The 25,337-nt window shown below is 59.6% G+C and carries 25 protein-coding genes; 9 read left to right on the forward strand and 16 right to left on the reverse strand.

Features of this window, described 5'->3' with window-relative positions; translation table 11 throughout:
* Positions 1-156 precede the first annotated feature (156 nt).
* Complete coding sequence (locus QF092_RS14175; RefSeq protein WP_281464737.1) at positions 157-471, forward strand: hypothetical protein; 315 nt, start codon at positions 157-159, stop codon at positions 469-471.
* 128 nt (positions 472-599) lie between these two features.
* On the opposite strand, the gene QF092_RS14180 is transcribed toward QF092_RS14175, so the two are convergent.
* Positions 600-2,039, reverse strand: coding sequence for an IS1182 family transposase (locus tag QF092_RS14180; protein WP_281464165.1), 1,440 nt, complete (start codon positions 2,037-2,039; stop codon positions 600-602).
* An 85-nt stretch (positions 2,040-2,124) separates the two neighbouring features.
* On the opposite strand from QF092_RS14180, the gene QF092_RS14185 reads away from it, so the two are divergent.
* The 6 genes from QF092_RS14185 to neuB all read left to right on the forward strand — a co-directional run bounded on the left by QF092_RS14185 (position 2,125) and on the right by neuB (position 10,483).
* Positions 2,125-3,324: a hypothetical protein gene (locus QF092_RS14185; protein ID WP_281464739.1), complete on the forward strand. Its 1,200-nt coding sequence runs from the start codon at positions 2,125-2,127 to the stop codon at positions 3,322-3,324.
* A 246-nt stretch (positions 3,325-3,570) separates the two neighbouring features.
* Positions 3,571-5,049: a hypothetical protein gene (locus QF092_RS14190; protein WP_281464741.1), complete on the forward strand. Its 1,479-nt coding sequence runs from the start codon at positions 3,571-3,573 to the stop codon at positions 5,047-5,049.
* Between the two features lie 230 nt (positions 5,050-5,279).
* Entirely contained in the window at positions 5,280-6,743 is a 1,464-nt protein-coding gene (locus tag QF092_RS14195; RefSeq protein ID WP_281464743.1) for a DegT/DnrJ/EryC1/StrS family aminotransferase, read from the forward strand.
* Between the two features lie 13 nt (positions 6,744-6,756).
* The gene (gene asnB / locus QF092_RS14200) at positions 6,757-8,598 is read left to right on the forward strand and encodes an asparagine synthase (glutamine-hydrolyzing) (protein WP_281464745.1); all 1,842 of its coding nucleotides are present in this window, start codon (positions 6,757-6,759) and stop codon (positions 8,596-8,598) included.
* Positions 8,598-9,431: an aldolase/citrate lyase family protein gene (locus QF092_RS14205; RefSeq protein ID WP_281464747.1), complete on the forward strand. Its 834-nt coding sequence runs from the start codon at positions 8,598-8,600 to the stop codon at positions 9,429-9,431. The genes asnB and QF092_RS14205 overlap by 1 nt, the downstream gene beginning before the upstream one ends.
* Positions 9,431-10,483 carry an N-acetylneuraminate synthase gene (neuB, locus tag QF092_RS14210; protein ID WP_281470016.1) on the forward strand — a complete coding sequence of 351 codons (1,053 nt, stop codon included), beginning with the start codon at positions 9,431-9,433 and terminating at the stop codon, positions 10,481-10,483. The genes QF092_RS14205 and neuB overlap by 1 nt, the downstream gene beginning before the upstream one ends.
* 12 nt (positions 10,484-10,495) lie before the next feature.
* Here the strand turns inward: neuB and QF092_RS14215 are convergent, their stop codons facing one another.
* Both QF092_RS14215 and neuC read right to left on the reverse strand, forming a co-directional pair.
* A complete protein-coding gene (locus QF092_RS14215; RefSeq protein WP_281464749.1) occupies positions 10,496-11,137 on the reverse strand; it encodes a sugar transferase in 642 nt (213 codons plus the stop codon).
* A 20-nt stretch (positions 11,138-11,157) separates the two neighbouring features.
* Entirely contained in the window at positions 11,158-12,288 is a 1,131-nt protein-coding gene (gene neuC / locus QF092_RS14220) for a UDP-N-acetylglucosamine 2-epimerase (protein WP_337250643.1), read from the reverse strand.
* Positions 12,289-12,386: 98 nt separating this feature from the next.
* Between neuC and QF092_RS14225 the strand changes: the two genes are divergently transcribed.
* Together QF092_RS14225 and QF092_RS14230 are read left to right on the forward strand one after the other, a co-directional pair.
* The gene (locus QF092_RS14225; RefSeq protein ID WP_281464751.1) at positions 12,387-13,895 is read left to right on the forward strand and encodes a lipid II flippase MurJ; all 1,509 of its coding nucleotides are present in this window, start codon (positions 12,387-12,389) and stop codon (positions 13,893-13,895) included.
* An 89-nt stretch (positions 13,896-13,984) separates the two neighbouring features.
* Positions 13,985-14,686, forward strand: a complete 702-nt coding sequence (locus QF092_RS14230) for an acylneuraminate cytidylyltransferase family protein (protein WP_420026466.1) — start codon at positions 13,985-13,987, stop codon at positions 14,684-14,686.
* Here QF092_RS14230 and QF092_RS14235 read toward each other — a convergent pair.
* The 13 genes from QF092_RS14235 to QF092_RS14295 all read right to left on the reverse strand — a co-directional run bounded on the left by QF092_RS14235 (position 14,661) and on the right by QF092_RS14295 (position 25,322).
* Complete coding sequence (locus QF092_RS14235) at positions 14,661-15,710, reverse strand: LTA synthase family protein (protein ID WP_281464756.1); 1,050 nt, start codon at positions 15,708-15,710, stop codon at positions 14,661-14,663. The two genes, QF092_RS14230 and QF092_RS14235, sit on opposite strands and share 26 nt — an antisense overlap.
* 507 nt (positions 15,711-16,217) lie before the next feature.
* Complete coding sequence (locus tag QF092_RS14240) at positions 16,218-17,237, reverse strand: IS110 family RNA-guided transposase (RefSeq protein ID WP_281464758.1); 1,020 nt, start codon at positions 17,235-17,237, stop codon at positions 16,218-16,220.
* 84 nt (positions 17,238-17,321) lie between these two features.
* Positions 17,322-17,687, reverse strand: coding sequence for a hypothetical protein (locus tag QF092_RS14245; RefSeq protein ID WP_281464760.1), 366 nt, complete (start codon positions 17,685-17,687; stop codon positions 17,322-17,324).
* 33 nt (positions 17,688-17,720) lie between these two features.
* Complete coding sequence (locus tag QF092_RS14250) at positions 17,721-18,005, reverse strand: hypothetical protein (protein WP_281464761.1); 285 nt, start codon at positions 18,003-18,005, stop codon at positions 17,721-17,723.
* 33 nt (positions 18,006-18,038) lie between these two features.
* Positions 18,039-18,170 carry a hypothetical protein gene (locus QF092_RS14255; protein WP_281464763.1) on the reverse strand — a complete coding sequence of 44 codons (132 nt, stop codon included), beginning with the start codon at positions 18,168-18,170 and terminating at the stop codon, positions 18,039-18,041.
* Positions 18,167-19,513, reverse strand: a complete 1,347-nt coding sequence (locus QF092_RS14260) for a hypothetical protein (protein WP_281464765.1) — start codon at positions 19,511-19,513, stop codon at positions 18,167-18,169. The genes QF092_RS14255 and QF092_RS14260 overlap by 4 nt, the downstream gene beginning before the upstream one ends.
* Positions 19,510-20,307: a class I SAM-dependent methyltransferase gene (locus QF092_RS14265; protein ID WP_281464767.1), complete on the reverse strand. Its 798-nt coding sequence runs from the start codon at positions 20,305-20,307 to the stop codon at positions 19,510-19,512. The genes QF092_RS14260 and QF092_RS14265 overlap by 4 nt, the downstream gene beginning before the upstream one ends.
* Positions 20,304-21,557: a hypothetical protein gene (locus tag QF092_RS14270; RefSeq protein ID WP_281464768.1), complete on the reverse strand. Its 1,254-nt coding sequence runs from the start codon at positions 21,555-21,557 to the stop codon at positions 20,304-20,306. Before QF092_RS14270 ends, QF092_RS14265 begins: the two co-directional genes overlap by 4 nt.
* Positions 21,554-22,537, reverse strand: coding sequence for a sulfotransferase (locus QF092_RS14275; RefSeq protein ID WP_281464770.1), 984 nt, complete (start codon positions 22,535-22,537; stop codon positions 21,554-21,556). Before QF092_RS14275 ends, QF092_RS14270 begins: the two co-directional genes overlap by 4 nt.
* Positions 22,538-22,640: 103 nt before the next feature.
* The gene (hisH, locus tag QF092_RS14280; protein ID WP_281464772.1) at positions 22,641-23,291 is read right to left on the reverse strand and encodes an imidazole glycerol phosphate synthase subunit HisH; all 651 of its coding nucleotides are present in this window, start codon (positions 23,289-23,291) and stop codon (positions 22,641-22,643) included.
* 576 nt (positions 23,292-23,867) lie between these two features.
* Positions 23,868-24,026 carry a hypothetical protein gene (locus QF092_RS14285; protein ID WP_281464774.1) on the reverse strand — a complete coding sequence of 53 codons (159 nt, stop codon included), beginning with the start codon at positions 24,024-24,026 and terminating at the stop codon, positions 23,868-23,870.
* Entirely contained in the window at positions 24,023-24,667 is a 645-nt protein-coding gene (gene hisH / locus QF092_RS14290) for an imidazole glycerol phosphate synthase subunit HisH (protein WP_281464776.1), read from the reverse strand. Before hisH (QF092_RS14290) ends, QF092_RS14285 begins: the two co-directional genes overlap by 4 nt.
* Positions 24,668-24,689: 22 nt before the next feature.
* Entirely contained in the window at positions 24,690-25,322 is a 633-nt protein-coding gene (locus tag QF092_RS14295; RefSeq protein WP_281464778.1) for a NeuD/PglB/VioB family sugar acetyltransferase, read from the reverse strand.
* Between the last annotated feature and the right edge of the window lie 15 nt (positions 25,323-25,337).

Raw genomic sequence — 25,337 nt, forward strand, 5'->3', positions numbered from 1 at the left:
TTTGGCTGTCAAGTGGGCAGTGGCGTCGTCAGAACACTATGCTTTATGTTATCGAATTGAATTCACGGTAAGGTTTGGTGCCGATCTTGGCCGTTCGAGGCAGGCACGCGTCACGAGTGTGAAATGTCAATTGCACTTGGAAAGACGTCGTTCAACATGAGCTTAAAGAACCGCGACGAGGATGTCGTCGATATAGGTGAGTTATTTTCAGCCATCCGGGCGCGTCTTTGGATCGCCGCACTTTTTGCGATCTGCGGGATCGTGTTCGGGATGACAGTCAATCGGGAACCGGTTTTTCAGGCACGAGCTGTATTTCAGCACTTCGACGCCTTTAGCCAAAGCAAGGTTGCCGTTGGAGGCCAATTTATCGAGCAAATGAACGGCACGGTCTTTATCGATCAAGTTCATGATGCGCTATCTGACGCCGCCTTGTCTGAATGGGGCCGAGGCTGTATGGAAACTCGGTGGTGACGTTGGTCGCATAGGCGATCGGAGCATTTCCGGGGATCAGGTTCGCAATGAGCGCACATCGCGTTCACCACGCCTCTGGGGGATCTGACGGTTTCCGGTCGGCCCGATGTAGCTCAAGATGATGTAGATCAGCCCTGCATGGCCCGCATCAGCCCCCTGACGCCGAGCAGGGCGACCATTCGCTTGATGTTGTAGGCCAGCACGTTCAGCGCCATCTCGCTGCGGACGTTCTTCAGCCTGCGTGTCAGGAAATGGGTGCTGCCCATCCATGCCTTTATCGTGCCGAACGGGTGTTCGACCGTGCAGCGGCGGAGGGTCATGTAGTCTGGGTCGCGTCCCAGACGGCTCTCCATGTCGTCGACCAAATCTTCCCGCTCCCAGCGCGAAATCCGCCGCTCGTTGCCGGTCGTGCAATTGGTCCGGAGCGGGCAGGTCTTGCATCCGTTGATCCAATATCGCCGGATCGGGATGCCACGCTCCTCGGTCGTGTAGCGGTAGGTCAGGTCTTCGCCTGCAGGGCAGACATAGACATCCCGTTTGGTGTCGTAGACGAAGTCCGCCTTCACATACATGCCCTTGGCCGCATTGCCCGAGGTCGCGGGCCGTGGCACGGTCGTGGTGATGCCTGCCTCATGACAGGCCAGGATCTCGGGGCTGCTGAAATAGCCCTTGTCGGCGATGGCATGGAGCTTGTCCCGCCCAAGGGCGGCCTTGGCCGCGATGGCCATCGGGCTGAGCTGTTCGCGGTCGAAGCCCTGATTGGTGACCTCATGCGCGATGATGAGATGGGTCTCGGCATCGACTGCACTCTGCACGTTGTAGCCGACCATCCCGCTGTTCCGCGCGCTGGTCGCCATCGCGCGGGCGTCGGGGTCAGTCAGGGAAATCTGGCCATCCGGTGCGGCGGCCAAAGCCTTGTCCACCTCCCTGAGGCGCGCGATCTCCTGCCGGATGCGGCCATAGCGGCGGGACAGATGCTCGACCTTTCCGCCCCTTGCCTCGCCTTCCTCCTGCCGGTCGATGCGGACCATCTCGGTGATGTAACGTTCGACATCGGCTTCGAGATGGGCGATGCGGCTGGCGATCTTGCCCTTTGTGAAGTTCCTGTCGCGGTTGTTCACGGCCCTGAACTTGCTGCCGTCGATGGCGACGCAATCGCCCTTCAGGGTGCCAATCCGGCGGCAGAGCTCGACGAACTGCGCGCAGACCTTGCGGATGCCCGCGCCGTTGTCGCGCCGGAAATCCGCAATGGTCTTGTGATCCGGTACCAGCTTGCCGGTCAGCCACATGACCTCGACATTGCGCCCTGCCTCGCGCTCCAACCTGCGGCTCGACGGGATGCGGTTCAGGTATCCATAGATGAACAGCTTGAGCAGCATTGCTGGGTGATAGCCGGGCCGTCCAGTCCGTGCGGCGGCAGAGCGAACGAAACCGAGACGTTGCAGATCCAGTTCTTCGACGAAGAAATCCACGACGCGAACGAGGCTGTCCTCACCGATCCAGTCGTCCAGACGGTCCGGGAAAAGCACCGACTGGCCACGATCAACACCCTCGATGAAACCCGCCATGCCCGCCTCCGCCTGACCTGCGGAAGTCTACCACACAGAGCAGTTTCCACACAGCCTCGGCCCAAACCTTGCCCCGCAGGATCGTATGGCCGAACGGGATATGTTTCGATCCGTTTTCTGGCAATCCGTCCGGTTTTCCCGAACGACGGATGAATTGATTGATATCGTGGCAACGCATCCATCCGGAGTATTCGCGGCAGAATTGGCAAATGTGACGGCGCAAACGGCCATCAGGGTGCTTGCAGGATCGCAAGATGATCTTGCTATCGCTTGGGTTGCCAAAGCCAGCGCCGAAATTGCAGAAGCAGCAATTCAGCGAGACAGGGCACAATCGGCACTGAACGATGCGCTTCGAGAGGGTAAGAACGACCGCGTGGTTGAAGCACGCGAAAGGGACCATGCCCTCGCGCGCGCTCGGCACGATCTTCTTGTTCAGACCTACGGAGTTGAGGCGAAAGCCTTGATGGTAAACGCGCGCCCTGTCTTGACGATGGTGCAAGAGGCAAGCGTTCCAGCCGAACCTATCCCGATGGGGCTTGCGCCATCTGTCGTCTTTGGGTCCCTCGGACTTGTCTTTGGCACGTTGCTTTCCGGGTTGATGGGAGTAGCGTCGGGGCGCATATATGCGGCGCAGACGATGCGACGTCTTGCCGATGCAACAGTGAATGCAGAACAGGAAGCGCAGGACGAAGGGGCAGAAAGGGCGCCCGGTTCATCTGCTGGCTATCGCATTGCTGAACCGGCCGCGACTGAGATCATGGTGACTTATCGGGATAGAGCCACGAACTTGGCCGTTGTTATTGCGACGGATAAGGCAATTTCCGCCCTACCTGCAGGTCTTTGGCTGGCGAGACGCGCGTCAGCGGATGACAAAGGGTCAATCATCATAGCGTTTGGCCATCGCATCGAGGGTGAAAGGCAAGGAGCAACCGGGACAGTTGAAGGCGAAAGCGGAGTATTTTCGGTGACCCGAATGTCCAACGCGACAGAGGTTCTTTGTCCTACGAACGCGTTCGACTTCAGCCTGCACATTGATGAGATCATGAAAGGCCATCGGTCTAAGGCACCTGAACAAGTAATTATTTGCTGTACTGCTGAATGGGCCGGCCCCGTTCTGCGCGGGTTGGCGACACGGGCACCCTTTGTTATTGCCGTTACAGAATTGGGACGAACAAAGCGATCTACTCTTGAAGCGCTGCGTCGCGTGGCTGCGCTGGACGCGATCATTCTTCAACGATCTTCCGGCCGAAGGGCTTTTCGCATCTTTCGGACAGGGCGACAGTAAGAGGACGGGTTACGTATTCGTAACCACCAGCAGTCATCGTAGAGTGCGCGCCTAGTGGCTTGGGCGGCGTTTGCAGCACAGAATACTGTTTTTGAAGACATCGGGTCGCGAATGCCTTCACCAGGACCCTGAATGTGATAAGGCTATGCGCCGTGGGAATGGCGGGACGATTGTGCAGTGTTGTAGCGCGGTCCGATGCTTCTTTGTTAAGTGTGTGTAGCGTCTAGTAGCGAGTGAAACAGTAAGATGGCGAACGCGAATTCTTCCGGTCGCGAGGACGATGTCGTAGACTTGTCCGAGCTTTTTCTGGCGATCTGGGCCAAGAGTTGGATTATTGGCCTGTGCGTGCTGCTGGGGGTAGGGTTTGGTTTCCGCGAACAGCCGGAAACAGTTTTCCAGACCCGCGCGGTCTTTGATCATTTTGATCCGATCACGAGCGCCACGGTTTCCATCGGTGATCCTGTCGTCGAGCGATTGCTGGGATTCCAGTTCGTGGACAAGGTCTTTGCCACCATCCGCTCCGATATTCTTCCTGAACTTGTCGGAGAAAGCGCTTCGGATAGCGCGGCCGCGATGGCGGCGTTCCGTGATGTCTATCGAAAGGCGATCCGTATCTCTCGGACCTCGGCCGGGATGATCGAAGTGCTGGCAACGCATCCTTTGGCACGGGCTGCGGCCGAACTGGCGAATGCGACAGCGCGCAAGGCGATGGACGAGCTGACGGCGGCGCGGGTGGACGAGGCATCCGATTGGATGAACCGTGCAACGGCAGCCATCGGAGAGGCCTCTCTGATCCGCGACACAGCGCTGACGGAACTAAGCACGGCCATCCGCGAGAATGCGGACGCAAGCTTGATCGACGCACGCAGGAGCGACCTTGCTATTGCGCGCGGACGGCATGACCTTTTGGTGGAGGCGTTCAACATCGACGCCCTTCTAGGGGTGTCCAAACCTGTCCTGACCTTGGTGCAAGAGGCGAATGTGCCATTAAGTCCTGCCCCCAAGGGTGCGCCTGCTTGGGCCGTGTTTGGCGTGATGGGCCTTGTATTTGGGACGCTCTTGGCCGGCGTGCTTGGGGTTTCCTCTGGGCGCATTCATGCAGCGCGCACAATAGGACGCCTTGCGTCTGCCTCTGTTGAAGGGGGGCAAGACACCGGCGGCCGTGTCTTCGGCACTAACGGCCAATCGCGGGACGGGTATGCCATCACCGAACCGGACGCGACCGAGATCATGGTCGCGTTCCGCGCCAGGGGATCGGGTCTGGCCGTTTTGGTGGCGACCGATGCAGCCCTTTCATCCCTTCCTGCCGCGTTATGGATGGCCAACCGTGCTTCCATCGGCGGGCCGGGCGCTACCGTAATCGCCATTGGATTACCCTTGCCTAGCGAGGCGTCTACCTCGGTCGGGACGGCAATTCATGGCCATGGTACGCTACTGGTACATCGGCAAGCGGATGGGACCGAGGTGCAGTATCCGTCCGAAAGTTTCGACTTCAGCCTGCATTTCCGGGAAATTCTGGCGCAACGCGACAAGAATACCGCGGGGACTACTGGCCCCATGATCATCGCTTGCAGCGCGACATGGGCAGGTACTGTCCTGCGTGGAATGGACGGATATGTTCCTTTGGTCGTGGCTGTCACTGCTCCGGGTCGGACACGACGTTCGAACCTTGAAGACCTGCGCCGGATGGTTTCACTGGATGTGAACATCCTGCAGCGAGCGTGAGAGGGCTGCCTTGACGAACGCCGCTAACACGCTGCGGGTGCGATGGCTTGAGCGTGTTGTTCGCCACCAGCCCGTGAGAGCGATGGCAAGCGGTCGCAGATAGGGGTATGACGCTATCGGATGCAGGAGGCGGCGATTTACGCGCCCTGTGCGTCTCCCGGTGCGCATGGCAGATCGAAGGTGATTGTGATCTGGCTTGACGCGCCAGAAGGACAGGATCGGCAATAGACATGGAAACAGTTACGGCCAATACGACGATCCGCGAGGCAATGCGGGTGCTGGATCGGTCACAGACAAAACTTTGCGTGGCAACAGACACATCCGGAAAGGTCATACGCACCTTGACGGATGGTGATGTCCGCCGCGCCCTTTTGGGGGGTGCGACTTTAGACAGCCACATCGGCAACCTGCCCGGCAAAGAGCCAATCACCTTTCCAGAGGGCACGCCGCGAGAACCACTTTTGCAGGCGATGCGGAGCCATTCCATCAATGCCGTGGTGATCGTCGACAAGGCCGGAGCCCCAGTGGATGTGATTGCACGCACGACACTGGAAAACCTAATCCTTCTATCGCCGCCGCATATGGGAACGGCGGAGGTCGTGTTTATTCAACAGGCCTTTGACGAGAACTGGGTTGCTCCGGCGGGGCCGCATCTTGCCCGGTTCGAGGAAGGTCTGAAAGCCGTCAGCGGACGGCAGCACGCGCTGGCCCTATCATCGGGAAGCGCGGGTCTGCACCTGGCTTTGCGGGTTCTGGGCATTGGGGCCGGAGAACGTGTCTATGTATCAGATCTGACCTTCATCGCGTCCCTGCAGCCGATCCTCTACGAAGGTGCGATACCTGTGCTGATCGATGCCGAGCCTGAGGGTTGGAACATGTCTCCCGTCGCACTTGGTCGAAAGTTAGAGATTGACGCGGTGCAAGGGCAGCTTCCCTCGGCGATTATTGTTGTGCATCTTTATGGCCAATCGGCCGATATGGATTCAATCGTGGCGCTGGCAGATCGCTATGGCGTGCCGATCATCGAGGATGCAGCCGAAAGCCTTGGCGCAACCTATCGCAATCGTCCAAGCGGAGCGCATGGCCTGCTGAGCGTCTTTTCCTTCAACGGCAACAAGATCATCACCACATCGGGTGGTGGGGCGCTTGTTTCGGATCGTGGCGATTTGGTGGAGAAGGCGCGAAACCTGTCACAACAGGGGCGAGACACTGCTGAGCATTACCAGCACAGCCAGATTGCCTATAATTATAGAATGTCGAACATTCTGGCCGGGATCGGAATTGCCCAATTGGGCCATCTTCCTGACCGAGTGGCGAGGCGTCGTGCTGTTTTCGCGCGGTATCAAGACGGGTTTCGTGACATTCCCGGCATCAGGTTTCAAGGCGACTTGGCGGGTGGCCATGGAACCCGCTGGTTGACCGTGATCGATCTAGACCCGGACCGGATCGCAAGGCACCCCTATCAATTCATGCGGCGGCTTCGGGCACATGGAATCGAAACACGCCCGGCATGGAAGCCGATGCATATGCAGCCGCTTTGCCATGGAATGGAATTCGTGCCGCATGATCCTGTAATGGCGGTGTCACCGGGGCTTTTCCTGCGGTCGCTGTGCCTGCCTTCGGGGAGTTCTTTGTCGGTTGTGGATCAAGACCGGGTGATCGAAGCCGTGCGTCAGATCGTTTCAGAAGAATAGGAAACTGGGCGGGATGTGCGGAATTTTTGGACAGTTCAGTTTTGGGCGTGGGCCGGTCGATCCTTCAGTGATCCAATCCATGGCAGGCAGCATCCGTCATCGCGGCCCTGATGCAACGGGCTACCACGCGGATGAGACGGCGGTGGTTGGCAATTGCCGACTGTCGATCCTTGATCTCAGCGAGGCAAGCAACCAACCGCTTGTTTCCGAGGATGGTAGGACCTTCGTCGTGCAGAACGGCGAGATCTTCAATTTTATCGAACTGCGCGAAGAGTTGCAGAAGCAGGGGCACAGGTTCCACACCACCGGGGATACCGAAGTTATCCTGCGCGCTTTCGAGGCTTGGGGGCCGGATTTCGTGACGCGGTTGAACGGCATGTTCGCGATCGCGGTATATGATGGCGCAGCTGGACGCCTGTACCTTTATCGTGACCGTCTCGGGGTTAAGCCGCTGTTTATTGCCGGGGGGCCAAAGGACGGGCGTTTGTGGTTTGCTTCAGAGATCAAGGCGATCTTGAGAAATGGTCGGGATTATGCGCCGAACATGTCGGCGCTGGCGCAATTTTTCGCGCTGAACTACGTGCCGCAGCCAGATACGATGTTTTCCGGGATTGCACATCTACCTCCCGGTCACATGGCGCGGGTTGACGCGTCGGGCCTATCGATCACGCGTTATTGGGACCTTTCGAGGCTATCGGCTGAACCGGATATGTCACCGGCCGAGGCACAAGCGGGGCTATTGCGGTTGTTGGATGACGCAACGCGCATCAGGATGCGGTCGGATGCCCCCTTCGGCGCGTTCCTTTCGGGTGGGTTGGACAGCTCTTCCGTCGTGGGATTCATGAGCCTCTACAAACCCAGCGGCCTGCACACCTTCTCGGTTGGTTTCGACGATCCGCGTTTTGACGAAAGTGCCTATGCTTTGGACGCCGCTCGGCGCTTTGGCACGCTGCATGAACGAAACTTATCCGATCCGCAAAGCGCGTCGCTCTGGCCGCTTTTCATCTATCATTGCGACCAGCCGCATGGAGACGTGTCCTTCATTCCGACCTTCCAAGTTTCCAGCGCGGCGGTGAAGCAAGTCAAAATGGTGTTGACCGGGGACGGCGGAGACGAACTGTTCGGCGGATACGAGAAGTATCTTCAGGTATTTCCCGGCGGCCGAACCGATCATCTAAAGGTCGGATGGGAGGATGCCTTTGTTCGTCAATCGGGTCTTTTGCAGGGGACTGAGGCGTCAGAACTATTGTCCGGAGCATTGGGTGAGGCCTTTGGGGATGACGATCCTTACCGCGCGCTCTCATCCGAGATTCGCAAAGTCGGACATATGGACCCGATCAATCGTGTGCTCTTTGCCGAAACCGTCACGCTTTTGCCCGGCAACAACCTTGTGAAGCCGGATCGCATGGCGATGGCCAATTCATTGGAGGTGCGGTCGCCCTTTCTTGACTATCGTATGGCAGAGTTCGCCTTCACCGTTCCGGGTGAGATGAAGCTGAACGACGGCGAAACGAAATGGGTGATGAAGAAGGCTGTAGAGCCGCTTCTCGGGTCGGCCCTGACATGGCGTAAGAAGCAGATGTTCACCGTTCCGGTAGGTGAATGGTTCCGTCAGGCTCTGGCCGGAAGTTGTCGAGACATGTTGTTGAGCGGTCGGCTGGAAGCGCGGGGGATCGTCGACACGCACGTGGTGAAGGCGATGATCGACGCGCACGTGGTCGGGACCGCAAACTACACGCGACAACTGAGGGCAATTTATTCCTTGGAATTGTGGTATCGGCTTTTCGTGGACCGTGATCCTGATTGGCTTGATCAGGCAAGATCACCCAATCCCGCCGAGGTGGGGTTCACCTGATGCAGTTCCTTATGATCGTGAACGATTCCGAGATCGCGCGATTTGTGGCGCAGAACGGGGTTGACCGTCTGTTTGTTGATCTGGAGTGGATGGGAAAGGATAGCCGCCAGAAGGGGCTGGACACGTGGAAAAGCCGGCAAACGCCGGCCGATGTGTCGCGGTTGCGCGAGGCCGTACCGGATGCCCATCTTCTGGTTCGGGTTAACCCACCCCATGACGGCACGGCAGCCGAAGTGGATGACGCTTTGGCGCGGGGTGCGGATAGCGTGATGCTGCCTATGATCCGGACTGTGGATGAGGTGGCGCATTTCGTCGATTGTCTGGCCGGTCGGGCTGAAGCGGTCCCATTGATCGAAACGAAGTCGGCGCTGGATGCCATTCCAAACATGGTGGAACGGGTGCCTCTGACCCGCATCCATATCGGGTTGAACGACCTTCACCTTGATATGAAGCTGTCCTTCATGTTTCAGCCTATTGCCAATGGACAGCTGGAAGTGGCCTGCGCCGCAATGCGGGCGGCGGGTGTATCCTTTGGCATCGGTGGAGTCGCGCGCGCGCGCGAAGGCATTGTCAGCCCCGAGATTTTACTTGGCGAACATGTGCGGCTTGGATCGGATGCGGCGATCCTTTCGCGGACCTTTCATCGCGGTACTGCCACGCTGGATGAATTAATGCAGATCATGGATTTCCGAGCCGAGGTTGATGCGCTGCGCACGATTTATGAGGGGTTCCAGCGGGCAGATCCCATGACTTTGGAGGCAAACCGCGTTCTGGCCCGAGACAGGATTAATGATGTGGTGCGCCTCATTGAGGCGAAGAAGGAGGGCGCGTGATGGCTGTGCCATATGCAACGCTGGGACCGCGCCGGGTGTCGGCTGAAGATCCCTGCTATATCATTGCCGAGATTGGCGTGAACCATAATGGCGATGTCAATCTGGCCCACAGGATGATTGATGCCGCAAAGCTGGCAGGCGCGGATGCGGTAAAATTTCAGACCTTTCGCACTGACGATCTGGTGACGGCGTCGGCCCAGAAGGCCGATTATCAGACCGAAACGACCGGAAGGGGTTCGCAAGCCGAAATGCTGCGTCGGTTGGAGTTGCCAACCGAGGCGTTTGCCGCACTGCATCGCCATTGCAAAACGGTCGGCATCGATTTCATGTCGACCGCGTTCGACGCGCACAGCCTAGAAACGGTGATCGCTCTTGGCCCTGCCTGCCTGAAATGGCCGTCGGGAGAGTTGAATAATCTGCCCTTATTGCGACTGGCGGCGCGGAGCGGACTGCCGGTCATGCTGTCCACTGGCATGGGAAGCGTGACTGAAATCTCGGTGGCCGTCGACCAACTCGCCAAGTCTGGCTGTGACGACATCATTATACTGCAATGCGTCTCCAACTATCCGGCACGGATTGAAGAGCAGAACCTTCGGGTCATTCCTGCCTTGAGCGCGGTTTTTGGGCGGCCGGTCGGATTTTCCGATCACACGATCGGGCCATTTGCTGCGATCGCTGCGCGCGCGCTTGGCATGGCGGTGTTGGAAAAGCATTTCACGCTAGATCGTGCATTGGAGGGTCCAGATCATGCCGCCTCAATCGAACCGGATCAATTCGCCGAGATGGTTTCGGTGATCCGGGCAGTGGAAGCAGGACTTGGCGATGGCGTGAAACGCGCTGTCGCTTCAGAGGAAGGGGTGCGCGCCGTAGCACGCAAGAGCCTTGTTTTCTGCAGGGCGCTGCCGCAAGGGCATGTGCTGTCAGAGGATGATCTGGTGGCCAAACGCCCCGGCACTGGAATTAGCCCTGACAGGCTGGAGGTATTCCTGGGTCTGGCCCTGAAGCGGGGGGTGGAGAAGGACGAAATGTTGGTTATGGATCATGTCCGTTAGTGACGTGATCCATTATAGGCTATTGCGTTTCAGCACCTTTCCGAAGGTTCGAAATAGGATCGACAGATAAAGACCAAAGGAGCGGGTCTGCACCCATTGCAAATCGCGCGCTGTGCGGGCGGCCATGCTATCGACGGTTCCATCAATTTGGGCAAGTCCCGTGATACCCGGTCGCAGGACATGCCGATCTACCCATTCTTGTGGGCTGTAATCAGCCTGTTGCACGGGCACGTCAGGGCGCACGCCCACAAGCGACATATCCCCAGACAATACGTTCAGCATCTGCGGAAGTTCGTCCATGTGAAGTGGCCGAAGCACCCGCCCGATCCGCGTGATACGCGGATCGCCGGAAATCGTGGTTTCGAATTTCTGTCGATCCTCGGTCGTGACCGCCCCAGTAAAGGTACCGGTCGCGCGGTTCCTATCATGGGTCATCGTTCGAAATTTGAAGATCATGAAATGGCGTCCGCCCTGCCCCACGCGTGTCTGGCGGAACATGATCGGGCGACCATCGTCGAGAAAGATAAGCATCGCAATCATCAGCATGGGAATGGCCGTCAGCACCAGAAGCACGAAGGCAAGGACGACATCGGTCAGACGCATCAAGCCATCGCCTGCGACGGACTTGGGGATATCGGTAGACGGAACCATCATTCACTCACTGTTCAGACATCTCAGTACGCGTTGCGCTTGGCCAATACAGCCTGATCAAGCGGCAGGGAAGGGAGCACGGCTCCAAGGCGTTCGATAGTTCTGCCATCACCATAGAGGTTTTCAAACGGGCCTTTCATCGCAAGCGTACGCCGAAGGGCCTGACTGATGGCCGGTATGTTGAATTCCGCGCAATCCACGACATTCCCGTTGCGCAGGCGGCCATTCTGCCGGGAACCAAGGTTAAGGCAAGGGGTGCCCAAGGACGCGCTTTCAATGATGCCCGAGGAACTGTTGCCGACAAGCGCATCGGCCTGCGCCAAGGCGGCGAGATAGGATTCACGATTGAAATGGTCGATCACCGTCAGCCAACCTTCAGCCTGCATCCTGTCGAGATAGGCGTTGATCGAGGCCCCGCCGGCATCGGAGTTCGGGCGCAGCACCAGGGCCGCACAGCCTTCGTTGTTTAGCGTCTCTAGCAGGGTTTCGATTTGCTGCGCAGCGGATGCGGCCTCTTGCACCACAGGATGAAAGACGACGAGCGCGCGATGGTATTGACCAGGACGCAAGGGCAGGGTTCGGGCCAGCCATCCGTCATCGTGCCTGATGCCATCGGCAAGGCCGACAAGCCCTGGCGCGCCAACGACCCAGATGTGTTCGGGCCTTTCACCCATCCGGCGAAGGCGTTCAGCAGACTCTTCGTTCGCAGCAAAATGGAAATGCGCCAATTTCGAAATCGCATGGCGAAAACTTTCGTCGAGGGTGCCAGAGAGTTCACCACCGTGGAGATGGCCGACGGGGATGCCAAGATGGACAGCAGCCAAGGTGGCGGCCAACATTTCCCCGCGATCGCCCAACACCAAGACGAGATCAGGTCTATCCTTCGACCAAAGGTCCAAAAAACCCACAAGTTCAGTGGCAAGCGCCCGGCCCATCTCTGCCCCGTCAGCCCCTGAAAGGGCGACCGGTATCTGACCCGCCAAGGGTAAGCCGGAGGCAAGGATATCCTTGATCGTGTTGCCATAGGTTGGCAGCAGATGTTGACCCGTTACCACGACATAAATCTGCAGTTCTGGCAGACCAGACAGTCCTATCAGCGTTTTCTCCATCAAGCCGAAATCGGCACGGCTGCCCGATACGTAGTGAATAAGCATGTGTGAACCACGAAATAACGGGTTTCGCGCTTGCGCGCTTTGGGTTGGAGTTTACAAGGGACTGGATGCCCAAGGTAGGGGTTGGTGGCGGTGCTTTGATGAAATCGGTTCTTTTTGCCTCGGCTCTGGTCAGTTTTGTCCTTCTGCTCGGCCGTCTGTCCGGTTTTGTGCGCGAAACACTACTTGCGGCGAGCTTTGGCCCGACAGCGATGGCGGATGCAGCAATCGTGCTGCTGACTTTGCCGGATCTTATGGTGGGCTTGCTGTTGGCGGGCGGTTTCAATGCTGTCCTGATCCCGGCGATCAAGCAAGCCGAAGGCGATGCGCGGATTGCGCTGGTCCATCGTACAGCATTGTTAATCGGTCTTGGTTTTCTGGTGCTGGCTGGTGTGCTTGCGTCGGTTCCGCAATTCGCGATGGGCCTGTTGGCGCCCACCTTGGAAGAGGGGACATTGCCGCAACTGGACCTTGCCTTCCGGCTGAGCCTGATTGCTTTGCCCATCGTGGGGGTGATCGGCGTGGCAGCGGCCTATTTGAATTCGATCGGGCGGTTTGCTGTGCCAAGCCTTTCGGTTCTTCTCTTCAACGTAACGCTTTGCTTTTATCTTCTGGGGCAACATCGGCCTGCCCATGGGCTCGTGGGATTTGCCTTGGCCATCCTTCTGGCGTCAATGCTGCGGTTCGGACTGCATCTGGCATTCATGGGGCCCGTCTTGCGCATGTCGCGTTTCAAGGCCCAAGCGCACGTGATCACGCCTTTGAGATTCGATTTTGCGAAACGGTTTTTCCTTGGGGTTTTGGGCCTTGGCATCACGGTCGCAGCACCCGTGGTTTTTCGCACGCTTTCTGCGGCGACTGGTGAAGGCAATCTCGCCCTTTTTAGTTTTGCGCTGAAGCTTTTTGAATTGCCTTCCGCAATCTTGATTGCACCGGTTGTGATAGTGATGATCCCGAAACTTGCTGCCATGACCGCCGCAGCGCAGGCATCGCAGTTTGAAGATGCGCTTCTGACTGCCATCCATGCGGGGGTGGCACTGGCGCTTTCTGCGGCCTGCGTTGCATACGTCTTTGCCCTACCCGTTGCGCAATCCGTCTATGGCTATGGTGCGATGGGCGAGGCGGACGTGGAACAGGTTGCTCAGGTGACTGCCATTCTGATGCTGGGCCTGCCGGGACTGTGCGTGGTTCAGCTGGGCGCGGCGGCATTGAGTGCAAAGGGGCGGGTTGATCTGGTGGCGATTTGGGCGATCATGCTTTTGTGTCTATGTGGTATAGGGGCCTTTGTCGTACAGCGCTGGTCGGCTTCCAACTACCTTGCCTTAGCTGCAATTGGTCTTTCGACCTACAATTCCATGCTGGCAGTCACCTATCTTTCTTGTCTGTTCGGATGGCGCATACCTTCAGCCCTGCGGCTTTGGACGCTGATTTGGCTGATCGTGCGATGTGGGGGCGTGATCATTCCATTCGGCTTGATCCTGACTTATCTCGGCGACCGGATCGGGCATTGGGGAGGTGTCGGCTTGGCCTTGGTTGCAGGTGTTGTGCTACTGGTCGTCAATCTTGGGCCATTGCGGGCCTTAAGGCGGTTGCAGATCGATAGCGAATGATGCGTTTCACCTTGCATGGGGAAACACTGGTAGAGCGGCGCCAGAATGCCAGAGATGGAATATCGACGTTTCGAAGGGTGGTAGAATAAATGATCAGGTTTTGTTCCATCTGCGCGAGAGGCGGGTCCAAAGGAGTGCCGGGGAAAAACATCCGGGACCTGCATGGTCAGCCACTGATCGCGTATTCCATCGCACAGGCAAGGAAAAGCGGCCTCTTTGATCTTATTTATGTCAGCAGCGATGATGAGGATATTCTATCCGTCGCGGCGCGGTTTGGAGCGGATGAGGTGATCCGTCGCCCGGATGAATTGGCAAATGACCACGCCCCGAAAATACCTGCAATCCGACATGCGATGATCGAGGCTGAAGGCCGGTTTGGAAGGGAGTGTGACATTGTTGTCGACCTTGATGCGACATCTCCGTTGAGGTCCGTTGATGATATCGTTGCATCGGTGAACAGTCTTGTTGTGTCGGGGGCGTCCAACTTGTTTTCCGTGACACCGTCTCGAAAATCACCCTATTTCAACATGGTCGAATTAGGTGAAGGCGGGGTGCCCCACCTTTCCAAGACACTCGGCCAGCAGGTTGTGCGGCGACAGGATTCCCCGAAATGCTTTGACATAAACGGGTCAGTCTATGTTTGGACGCGCAAGGCTCTTCTGGAAAACGACCTGCTTTTTCTGGAAAACACCCAAGTGCATGTGATGCCGGAAGAGCGATCTGTCGACATCGACACGCAGCTTGATTTCCTGATTGTCGAACGGCTTATGTCGCTTCCTCAGGCGGGGTGAACAGCCTGTAGTCGGAGGCAGGCCATAGACGGCGATCTGGCACGCGAGAGATCAGCAAAGCCGAGGCCACAACCAGCACTGGCAGCGCCGCCAAGGACAGAGTTGAAAATCCAAAGGCCCCGCAAACCATCGCGGCGAGCAGGATATGCAACATGAATGACTGTCGGAGACGATAAAGGAGCATTGCGAAAAGCACGGCCATTGCTAAGGCCAAGGCCACAACGGTCGGCAACCCAACGGCACTCAGCGCTGGATAAATCGAACGCCCAGCACCATGTTCAAGCATGCGCAAAAACCCATCGCCACCGCCGCCATAAAAAGCGATGTTCTTGTTTATCCCAACTAGGAAGAAACGGAAAAATAGCACACCCAGCACGAGGCAGGACAGTAAGGCAAACAGTGCCGTCCTGGTCAGCGAGACACGCTGGAAGGACCGGATAACTTCAAAATACAGCGCAATGACAAGGCAAAGCACCGCAGAAATCAGCGTACCGCTACTGACCGAACTAAGGCCCAAACCCACCAGCGCCGAAACGGCGGAGAAAGCGTCAAAGCGTCGCTGATAGTAGTGGCGCGCCACAATCAGAAGAAGGATGGAATAGCCAAGGAAGGCAAATCCGATCCTGCCATTCATCAGGTAGAAAAGGATCACGACAATTGCAGCACAGCCTATTTGCACAAGGTAAGAGACGTGATCGGTATTTGCGGTGATCGCGACGGTCCGAACTAGGTTTCTGACCGTGAAAAAGCAGAGGCCCACAAGTATATAGGAAAACAGCGTATCGTGATGCCATCCCATGAACTCCGCCGTCACAAGGACAAGGTAGAGCAGCATATATCGCAAGGAATGGGGGTTAATCTGCGCAAGTTCGACTAGGGGATTTGCGTCCGCTTCCCACATGTAGGTTATTTGGGACCAGATTTCGAAGGTCTTGAGTCCCAGCATCACGGAAAGCAGGAGCGGAAGTATTGCCGCGACGACCAATAGGGTCGAAATTCGGATATCCGGCAGTGCGAAAGTCATAACTTTAGCCCCTGTCAACCAAGGCTGCGTCTAGAACACACGCATGTAAGGGCGATCTGAACCTAGGCATCACTCTTGCCCCACTTTCCTTTCAACCCGGCCATTATGGCATCGGCTATGCGGTTTGTCGCGCTTTGCCGCTCTTGCTTTGTCAATCGGCGTGCAAAACTGACCCCTTATCGGCGCCCAATTTTGATGAGGTGGACGGCCCCTGACCCAACCGTGGCGCGCTTTGCCGCCGCGGTTCATGATCAGGGTTCCATGTCTGGACGGCCCCTGATGCGCAAGCTGGAAATTTGACGAGCCTATGCCGAAAGCAGTCATGTCTACGGCCTGTTGGTGCGATAGAGCCGCTGGCCCAGATGAAGTCCGCAGATCAGATCCCAATCAAAATTACGCGTTCGATTTGACGCCTTGACCCCCTGGGGTGTTCTGATCCCCGGTTCGACCGGTTTGTCATCTTTCCTCAGTCTCGACGCATTCAGTTTTGTCTGTCTCGCACCTCCGTCAGGCGGATCGAGCTACGAATACTTCGTTTCTTCGCAAAATTGCCCAAGCGATGCGCGCGGTTTTATTCGCCTGAGCGACCGCAGCGACCTTGGGCCGCTTACGCTCCTTTATCCCCGCCAGCCATGCTTTGCCGGGATCGCCCTGACGCGTGAAGCGCATTACGGCACTCGCACCTGAGACGAGCAGTCGGCGGATATAGGCATCGCCCTGTTTGCTGATGCCCATCTGCCTCTCCTTACCGCCGCTGGAATTGGCCCTCGGCGTCAGCCCCAGCCACGCCGCGAACTGTCTGGCAGTCTTGAAGAGGCTCGCATCTGGCACATTGGCCGCGATGGCGCTGGCTATGATCGGGCCAACGCCCGGGATAGTAGCAAGCCGATGGCTGGCATCGTTGGTTCGGTGCCAATCCAAGATACGGCTCTCAAGCCTTTCGATCTCTTCGACAAGCCCATCTGCCATTCGGAGCAAGGCTTGAAGAGCCCCTACGGCATGTCCCGGCAGCGATCCGATCACCCGATGGAAGTGCGCCTTTAAGCTGCTCAGCCCGTCGACGCCTTGGGCTGCAACGATGCCCAATTCCGCGAGATGGGCCCTGAGTGCATTGGTCTGCATCGTCCTCTGCCTGACAAGAAGTTCCCGCGTTTTGTGCAACATCAGTACCGCTTGTTGTTCCTCGCTCTTCACCGCCACAAATCGCATGGTCGGTCGCGTCACGGCCTCGCAAATGGCTTCTGCATCCGAGGCGTCGGTCTTCCCCCGTTTGACGTATGGCTTGACGTAAGCCAGAGGCATCAGCTTCACCTCGTGACCGAGCCCCGCAATCTCGCGCACCCAGAAATGCGACGATGCGCAAGCCTCCATCCTGACAAGACATGGTGATAGTTCGCCAAAGAATGCCAGAACCTCGGCACGCCGCAGCTTGCGGCGAACACAAACTCTACCGTCAGCATCGACGCCGTGGACCTGAAACACATTCTTCGCAAGGTCGAGCCCGACCGTCACGATCACATCAGACATGGTGGAACCTCCCTAAATTGGAACCCTGATCATGAACCGCGGCGGCAAAGCGCGCCACGGTTGGGTCAGGGGCCGTCCACCTCATCAAAATTGCACGCCGAAACACACTTGCTTCGTGCCGCTGTCTTTTCTTCGCCTCAGCCCATCGATCATACCCGTGACCGCTGTGCCACGCCGTGAGAAATCGGCAACCGGGATCGCCATTCCATAGTCGCCATAGGGCGCGTCTTTGGCGAAGACTGATCCTTCGACACTGATCAGCGGAACACCAACCAGATAGTCCTGAAGACCAACGGTGGAGCAGGTAACCACCACTAGATCGACAGCATGAATCACCATGTTTACGTCATCGGCTCGCGGACTTGCCGAGATACGGTCGGCTGTGAGGATGGATTGATCCTCACTTGGATGGCGGCGGATCACAAGTTCCAGCCGTGGATCGGCCTGCACGGCACGGCGTAACTCCTCTTCGACCCGGCAAGGCTATTCTGGGTTGGCGGGTTCGCCTGTGAACGGATGCCGCTCGGGTTCGGGTATACTGGCCGAGAGGATGACAACACGATCCTGTTCGCCCCGTCCGCGTTCTGCGCGAAGGCGACGTCCCGCATCGATAAGAGCCGGGTCAAGTAGAGTATCGAAGGCCGGATTGCCAGTAATCGTCACCTCATCAGAGGAACGACCATTCTGGATCATCCTTTGGCGTACGATTTCATCCAGCACGAAAAGATGATGGCCAAAATCGGGACGGGACAGGCTGTTGATTTCCATCCTGAACTGACCCGGCTCAGTTCCTAACGGAAATCAACACTCGAAGGTCTTGAGCCCGCCGAGATGCAGGCCGTTGAACAGCGCCAGGACGAGCACCGGCATGAAATGGTGTCGGGACAGCTTCAGCGGCAGGCCTTTTGCTTGCATGGCGCGGGTTCCGGTCACGGGGCGATGTCGAGGGTCTTCACGCAGGTCCGGCCAAGTGCGTCATTGGAACCCACGCCGATCCGGCGTACATCGTCGAAGGGCAGCGTGTCGCTGTGGAAGGCATAGAACCAAGTTCCGTCCTCGGTGTCGAAATCGAAATTGTCATGGATGAAGCGCTGCCCACGCGTCTCGATCGCCAGGAACGGCTGCGGCCCGAAGACCTTGCCGGCCAGGGTGCGGACGGTGAGGTTGGGAACGTCGTCCGCCGGGGCGGCATCGAGATCCAGCGATAGGTCCAGCGGCGGGGTTTCGTCGATGGGCAGATCCAGCGTGCGCTGGAACGCCTCGGTGGCCCGGCAGAAGCGGTAGGGCACATCCGGATAGGCGCGGCGCGCCCGATCGATCATGTCGCGCACCTCTTCCACCTCGGGGCCGAGATCGCGGAAATCGTGGCTGGCCATGCCGACCAGCGCCGGCCGGCCCTCGGCGGCCTGGGCAAAGGCCTTTTCGATCTCGAAATATTCCAGGTTGGCAAAGCGGTTCATCAGGTTCAGCGCGCGCCCGATCCAGCGCCGGCAACCTCCCTCCAGCTGGTAATTGTCGTGATGCGGGTGATAGGGCGTCCAGTCGTGACGCGCCCGGCGCCAGTCGCCCGAGCGGCCGTTGCGCAGGTCGATGGAATCGGTCCAGGCTTGCCGCGGATCGAGCGCGGTGTTTGAGATGTCGAAGGGCAGCCATTGCTCCAGGAAGAGGTTGCTGTCGGGCCGCTCGGTCTGGAACCCGGCGCGAAAGACCGACGGGAAGAAGCCCCGTTCGATGATCCGCCGTGCCAGCGTTTCGTGCAGGTGCGGCGAGTTGACGAAGGACGTGGCACAGCGATGCGCCTCGCGATAGGTCGACATCGGGTGGAAATGCCACTGGATCTCGTCCGGGCAATCTGGCTGTTCGGCGATGCGCTGCAGGTAATGGTCGTGGATCGCATGATAGCCCATCGCCCGGCGCCGCGGGTTGACCCGGAACTCGACATGATCGAGGCAAAACCAGTTGTAGACCCAGCCCTGTCCGAAACTGTCCGGGCGGCTCTGGCGGAATTCCGGATCCATAACCCGGTCGAGCATCGCGTCGACCTTGGGCCAATTGTCCATGTAGTTGATGCGGTGCCCGCGCAAGAGCTGGCGGATCTCATCCTGCTTGCCGCCTAGGTCGATACTGCCTTCCTGCAACTGGCGCAGGGTATCGCGGGTGCGCGGCAGATGCGCGATGCCGAACAGCTCGTCTAGCCGTTCGAAACTGGCCTCGAGGGTTTCATAAAGTGGGCCCTCGGTGTCGATGGCGTGCAGGAAATGGACGGCGGCAGTCATGAACGGGCCTCTAGGTCGCGGAAGGTGCGGGAATGGTCCGAGGAGAAGGGCGCGAAGTCAGGCTTGTGCAGCACCTCGGGCCCCTCAAGGACCAGGAACCATTCGTAGAAGGGCGCATCGAGCGTGGTCGAATGGTGAAATGCGGCGAAATCACCTCGCCGGGCGAAACCGTAGGTGGCCACCTCGCGGCAGCCGGCACCGGCCAGCGCTGCGCGCATCGCCGGGACATCGGTGAAATAGTTCGGATGGCCCTTGCCGCGCGCGCCCTTCTCGGCGGCCAGCGCCAGGGCGTCATCGGCGGCGTAGCGGTCGTTCTTGCCGGTAAGGTAAAGCCGTCCGCCGGGCCGGAGCACGCGCAGGAATTCGGCCGCCGCCAAGTGCTGGTAGGTGGCGTCGAAGACCGCAATGCAGACGAGGTTGTCAAAGCTGGCATCGGCAAAGGGCAGCGTCTCGGCGGTGGCCACTTCCAGCGTCTCGATGCCCTCGCGCCCGGCATGGCCCTCGCGCGCGGCCTCGATCATCGCCTGAGATATGTCCACGCCCGACACTGCCAGCCCGTGATCGCGGTAGATCGGGAACATCCGCCCCCAGGCACAGCCCACATCCAGAACCCGACCCGGCCGGAAGGGATGCGCCGCAAAGACCCGCTCATAGACCCAGTCGCCCTCGGTGCGCGCATCGCCCTTCTGAACCTGCGATTCCGCCCCGGCCCCGGCTTCGGCCACACGTTCCTGCCAGTATTTGCGGTAGGTCTCGTTCCAGTAGGCGGCGCGGGGGTCTTCGATCCCGGTCATTTTGGCTCTCCGTCGGTCTGATTGGGTAAAACTTTATCGGCATGCCGTGAAAGGATGTCGTCCACATAGGCCAGGACATTGGAGGTAGCGTCACCCAGCGGGGGCATATCGAATTCCGGGGCCGCATCCGCCTGACCCGCCCGCAGTATCCCCATGGCCTCGTCCATGTCCGACGCGGCCTGCCCGAGGCCGAACCCCGGATAGAGCAGATAATCGGCAAAGCCAACACAGATCACCGGCTTTCCGGTCAGCGCCGCCTGCAATCCCATGGTGCTGGCCTCGACGCAGACGATGTCCGATACCAGAATCGCGTCCTCGGGGCCGAGCAGGCCGCCATCGTCCAGCATGCCGTGCCGGACGCCCTCGGGCAGGGCCATCGGCCGGTTGGGATGCTGCCGGATCAGGTAGGCGTGACGCGGATCGGCGCGGCAGAAATCCTCCAGGGCCGCGACCACGTCGGCCAGTTCGAGGAAGGGTCGGCCGATCATCGACATCTGCGCGCCGGGGGCAGGAAAGAGGATCACGGTCCTGTCCGCCAGTCCCAGCCGCGCCCGCAGGGCCGCGCGCCGTGCGGCATCCCCGGAGCCGGGGGCAAGGCGGTCGAACGCCGGGTTGCCGGTGACGCGGATGCCGCTTTCGGGGAAACCGTCGGCCACGAGCGCGCGCGCCACCTCGCCCGACAGCACGGCCAGATGCGGCGCATAGCCCTCCTGAAGGATCCAGGCGCGGTCCTTGACCAGAAAGAGATCGCCCACTGCGAGGCCGGGGATGCCCTCCAGCCGCGCGGCCTTTTGCAGGGCGCATTCGAAGCGCGGGCTGGTGGTGGTGATGACTATGTCGGGCCGGGTCCGGCGCAAGTGGCGGCGCATCACGCCGACCGGCTCGAACGCGGTGCGGCCGGTCTCGCGCACCCGCGCCAGCGCCGCCTCGCGGCCCAGATCGTGCGCCAAGTCGCGCAGGCCGAGGGCGAAATAGGCGCAGGTTTCCTCGGGGGGAATGTCGGGATGCGTGGCCGCGCCGGTAAATTCCTCCGCCAGCGCCAGCCATTCGGCATCTTCCGCCGGGTCGAGCAGCGCCGAGACCGGCTGCGCCGCGATGCCCTGGCGGCGCAGTTCGGCATGCGCGGTGGTAAAGCCGATGACCTCGGGTGAGTCGCCGCGCGCCGCAAGGGCCCGCACCAGCGCCGCGACGATCTGCACATGGCCGCCGCCATAGCTGGCCAAGAGGGGGCGGAGGATGCGTGCGGTCACGTCCGGCTGGTCCCGAAGACGATGTCCATCTCGGTGCGGTAGGGATCGCTGCGATAGCCCTGCTCGGGCAGGCCGGTGGCCAGATATGTGCCGATCCGCCCGGCAATCCAGGGATCGGCCAGGAGCGCCCCCAGGGCGGCACCGTTGAGCCCCGAGACATCCTGGCCGCTGCCGGCATAGCCGAGGCCGGCCATCTCGGGCTGGCAGATCATCTCGACTAGGAAAAGCTCTTCAGGCGACAGCATCCCGGCCCAGCGGGGCGCGGCCTCGGCATAGTTGCGGCCCTCCTCGTCGAAGGACGAGTTGGTGCGCCAATCCTCGCCCTTGATGTCGCCGAACCCCTCGACCCGAGCCAGGTCGGGGCTGAAGGGCTCGCCCAGAAAGTCGCAGATCCGCACCATCTCGCCCGCCAGGTCCCGCGCCAGATCCTCGGCGCGCAGGATCATCAGCCGCTCCGCGCCATAGCGCGCCTGCATCCGCGGCAGCTCGATCATCGCCGCCTTGCAGTTCAGTCCGGCATCGAGGAAGGCGGGCCAGGGTTCGTAGGTCATCTTCTTGTACGAAGCGGTCACGTCGCGCGGATCGCGGAATATGTGGATCGCCTGGCCATCGGGGAACATCTCGAGAAAAAGCGGGATGTCGCGCCATTGCATCGCCAGCTTTTCCGCCCAGCGGGAGGCCCCCTCCGTCAGCAGAAGCGACCCCATCACCGCGTCATAGACCGCAGCATGGGTTTTCGGTCGCCCCTCCAGCGCGGCGAGGACCGCCGGGATGTCCAGCGTCAGCGACCAGCGCGTGCCGATCCGCGCCGCGATCTCGTCCAGCAGGCGCGACAGCGCCGCGGGATCGTCCAGCCCGTGGTGATGTGGCAGGCAGAAGCGCAGGTATTTGACCGTTGACGAGGCTGCAGCCACATTGGGGATGCTGTTGATCACCGCCGTCAGAAAGGTCGTGCCGCTGCGATAGACACCCGACAGCATGACCGGGCGTGTGCCTGGCAGCTCTCCCGGAGAATTTCCCGGGGATTGCCCCGGTGTTCGCCCGGCCTGCGATGATGTCGTCACTGGCATTCGGGGCCTCGCGTTAGAGTTTCAAAAAACGGTCGAGCAGGGCTAGCCCGGCCTCGCCGCTGCGCTCGGGGTGGAACTGCACACCGAAGACGTTGTCCTTGCGGATCGCGGCGGGCACAGGTTGCTCGGCCTGGCTGACCGTCGCCAGCACCGCGACTGGATCGGCGGGACGCACCGCGAAGGAATGGACGAAGTAATGGGCGTCGCCGTCAGGCGCTCCCTCCAGCGGCGTGCCGCGGAAGACGCTCGCGTCCTGCCCCGGTAGTGGGGTCATCAGGTACCAGCTGATCAGCGGCACGCGCAGCCGGCACCCGTCCTCTTCGGTGATGTCGACCTTGTCGACCGTGCCGGGGAAGATGCCCAGCCCGGAACGGGTGCCGAAGTCGTGCCCCTCCTCCATCAGCAGCTGCATGCCGACGCAGATCCCCAGGAAAGGCCGCCCGGTGGTGATGAAGGCGCTGGTCGTCTCGTCGAACCCGAGGCCGCGCAGTCGCTCGGCGGTGCGCCTGAAGGCGCCGACGCCCGGCAGGACCACGCGGTCGGCGGCCAGGATGCGGTCCGGGTCACTGCTGAGATCGGCCTCGACCCAGAGGCTGAGTAGGGCATGCATGACTGAGAAGACGTTTCCGCTTCCGTAATCGATGACGACACATTTCGAACTCACGCGAGGCTCCTTTTCGTCTCGGGCAGAGGCCGGGCCGGGACCCCGGCATACGTGCCGGGCCGGTAGAGGTCGCAAGCCACGAGTGCGCCCGCCCCGATCACGCTGTCCGTCGTCGAATGATTTGGAACGGGCAGCGTGATTTTGGAGCGGAGAATTCGGGCTCATCTGTTTCAGGCTATGCTGCTTGACGCTGGTGGTTCAAGCGGCGGTTTTGGATGGTCTGCTGTTTGATGCGCCTTCTTTCAGCCAGGATGGTTTCACCGCGACCGAAATAGACGTCGGCCGAGGTGAGGTGTCGTGCGATAATGGGATGAACTGCCTTCCTACCCAGCCGCAGCTATAGTTGCGGGTATCGGTAGGAGAGGAAGGAGGATTCCGATTGAGATCGCGGTTCTTGGAATTGACTTGGGCAAGACGGTTTGCAGTTTGGCGGGCGTTGACGGCACTGGTGCGGTCGTCATGTGCAAGCGTGTCCAACGCTTTCGGCTTCTGGAGTTTCTGTCGCGGTTGGCGCCTCGCGTTGTCGTGTACCGGAAAACTCTGCCTTCGGGCGGTCCAACGTTGGGGGTCGGATCATCAAGCTACCGGCTCCGGTCGCGGCTGGATGAAAGACCAGTTGCGGGTCAGATCAAGTGCAAGGCGATGCGCGACCGGAAGCACCATCTGAACATGCCCGCCCCCGTAGGTGACAAAGAGCACGTCAAGAGATCTGGCCTGCGGATAGCCGCGGGTCATTGCGCGAGGAAGCCGGAAAGGAAGGCCCGCCCGGCATCGGCCGACCGTTCTGGGTGGAACTGGACCCCCGTGATATTGTCGCGCTGAACCGCTGCAGTGATCACCCCTGCCCCGGCATGTGCGATTGCGGCCACGTCCAGCGGATCTGTCACCTTGGCGGCATAGCTGTGGACGAAATAGAAATCCGACCCTTCCGACACAGTTGCGAAAGGTGTGTCCTGCCAACGTCCCGGCGCGGTCTGGCGGACCGAATTCCAGCCGATCAGTGGCACGCGAAGCGGTTTGTTGTCGCTGTCCTTCAGGTCGATCTGTTCGACTGTACCCTTGAAAAGTCCAAGCCCCTGATGCGTGCCGAATTCGAGGCCGTGTTCCATCATCACCTGCATGCCAACACAGATTCCAAGGAAAGGTCGGCCCGTATTGATGAAGTCAAAGATGACCTCATCCATATGGATGGCCCGCAAGGTATCTACCGCACGACCAAAGGCACCGACGCCCGGAAGGATCACGCGATCAGCGGCGCGGATGGCAGCAGGATCCGATGTCAGGGTGACCGAAGCATCCAGATGCGCAAGCGCCTGCGACACGGAAAAGACATTTCCGATACCGTAGTCGATGATGACGCAGGATTTGGAGGCCATTCGCAGGTTCCTCATGCACCATTCATATCACTGTCGGTTCCATCCGGCGCGCAGGCTGGCCGACATAAACACCCGGACGGCTTATCGATTTGGTCACCACGGCACCAGCCCCGATCGTGACATGCGCGCAGATACGCAGGCCCTGCAGGACGGTTGCATTCGCGCCGACCCAGACATCAGAGTCTATTTCAACATCGCCCGCGATAACGGCCCCCGGTGCAATATGGCAGTAGTCGCCAATCTTGCAGCCATGTTCAACAATGGCCCCGTTATTGATGATAACGCCTTCCGCAATTTGGGTTTCCGCATTCACTACTGCACCCGAGAGGACAACACTTCCCCGCCCCGGTGGATTACCGAAGAAGCGATCAACGTCCGCAATGAAGTGTGTCACTGTTAAGCCGTGTTTGTATGCGCGTTCCTGTATGGCCCGCCGGTGGGCAGCGGACCCGACAGTCACGATCAAGGGATGCGCACCGATATCGTCAAGTTTGACAAAGCTGACCGTTGTTCCGGCCACCGCTGTGCCGATGGGAAGCGACTCATCGGCGAAGATCGGCATGCGCCCTGTCACGCGGGCGACCTGCGCAGCGATACCCCGCCCATGGCCACCTGCGCCAAAGAGACAGATCGGAGAGGAAACACCTGCCAGCATCGCTTGCCCCCTCGC

This window comes from Fuscovulum ytuae (assembly GCF_029953595.1).
GTDB lineage: Bacteria > Pseudomonadota > Alphaproteobacteria > Rhodobacterales > Rhodobacteraceae > Paragemmobacter > Paragemmobacter ytuae.

Coding starts and splice junctions, on each gene's coding strand:
- QF092_RS14250 (WP_281464761.1), bottom strand. CDS start 18,005: ATGGAAATCAACAGCCTGTCCCGTCCCGATTTTGGCCATCATCTTTTC.
- hisH (WP_281464776.1), bottom strand. CDS start 24,667: ATGGCCTCCAAATCCTGCGTCATCATCGACTACGGTATCGGAAATGTC.
- QF092_RS14265 (WP_281464767.1), bottom strand. CDS start 20,307: ATGACCGGGATCGAAGACCCCCGCGCCGCCTACTGGAACGAGACCTAC.
- QF092_RS14195 (WP_281464743.1), top strand. CDS start 5,280: ATGGAAACAGTTACGGCCAATACGACGATCCGCGAGGCAATGCGGGTG.
- neuB (WP_281470016.1), top strand. CDS start 9,431: ATGGCTGTGCCATATGCAACGCTGGGACCGCGCCGGGTGTCGGCTGAA.
- QF092_RS14285 (WP_281464774.1), bottom strand. CDS start 24,026: ATGACCCGCGGCTATCCGCAGGCCAGATCTCTTGACGTGCTCTTTGTC.
- QF092_RS14190 (WP_281464741.1), top strand. CDS start 3,571: ATGGCGAACGCGAATTCTTCCGGTCGCGAGGACGATGTCGTAGACTTG.
- QF092_RS14205 (WP_281464747.1), top strand. CDS start 8,598: ATGCAGTTCCTTATGATCGTGAACGATTCCGAGATCGCGCGATTTGTG.
- QF092_RS14275 (WP_281464770.1), bottom strand. CDS start 22,537: ATGCTGTCGGGTGTCTATCGCAGCGGCACGACCTTTCTGACGGCGGTG.
- QF092_RS14215 (WP_281464749.1), bottom strand. CDS start 11,137: ATGATGGTTCCGTCTACCGATATCCCCAAGTCCGTCGCAGGCGATGGC.
- QF092_RS14240 (WP_281464758.1), bottom strand. CDS start 17,237: ATGTCTGATGTGATCGTGACGGTCGGGCTCGACCTTGCGAAGAATGTG.
- QF092_RS14230 (WP_420026466.1), top strand. CDS start 13,985: ATGATCAGGTTTTGTTCCATCTGCGCGAGAGGCGGGTCCAAAGGAGTG.
- QF092_RS14175 (WP_281464737.1), top strand. CDS start 157: ATGAGCTTAAAGAACCGCGACGAGGATGTCGTCGATATAGGTGAGTTA.
- QF092_RS14225 (WP_281464751.1), top strand. CDS start 12,387: ATGAAATCGGTTCTTTTTGCCTCGGCTCTGGTCAGTTTTGTCCTTCTG.
- QF092_RS14185 (WP_281464739.1), top strand. CDS start 2,125: ATGGCCGAACGGGATATGTTTCGATCCGTTTTCTGGCAATCCGTCCGG.
- neuC (WP_337250643.1), bottom strand. CDS start 12,288: ATGCTTATTCACTACGTATCGGGCAGCCGTGCCGATTTCGGCTTGATG.
- QF092_RS14260 (WP_281464765.1), bottom strand. CDS start 19,513: ATGACTGCCGCCGTCCATTTCCTGCACGCCATCGACACCGAGGGCCCA.
- QF092_RS14235 (WP_281464756.1), bottom strand. CDS start 15,710: ATGACTTTCGCACTGCCGGATATCCGAATTTCGACCCTATTGGTCGTC.
- QF092_RS14180 (WP_281464165.1), bottom strand. CDS start 2,039: ATGGCGGGTTTCATCGAGGGTGTTGATCGTGGCCAGTCGGTGCTTTTC.
- QF092_RS14295 (WP_281464778.1), bottom strand. CDS start 25,322: ATGCTGGCAGGTGTTTCCTCTCCGATCTGTCTCTTTGGCGCAGGTGGC.
- asnB (WP_281464745.1), top strand. CDS start 6,757: ATGTGCGGAATTTTTGGACAGTTCAGTTTTGGGCGTGGGCCGGTCGAT.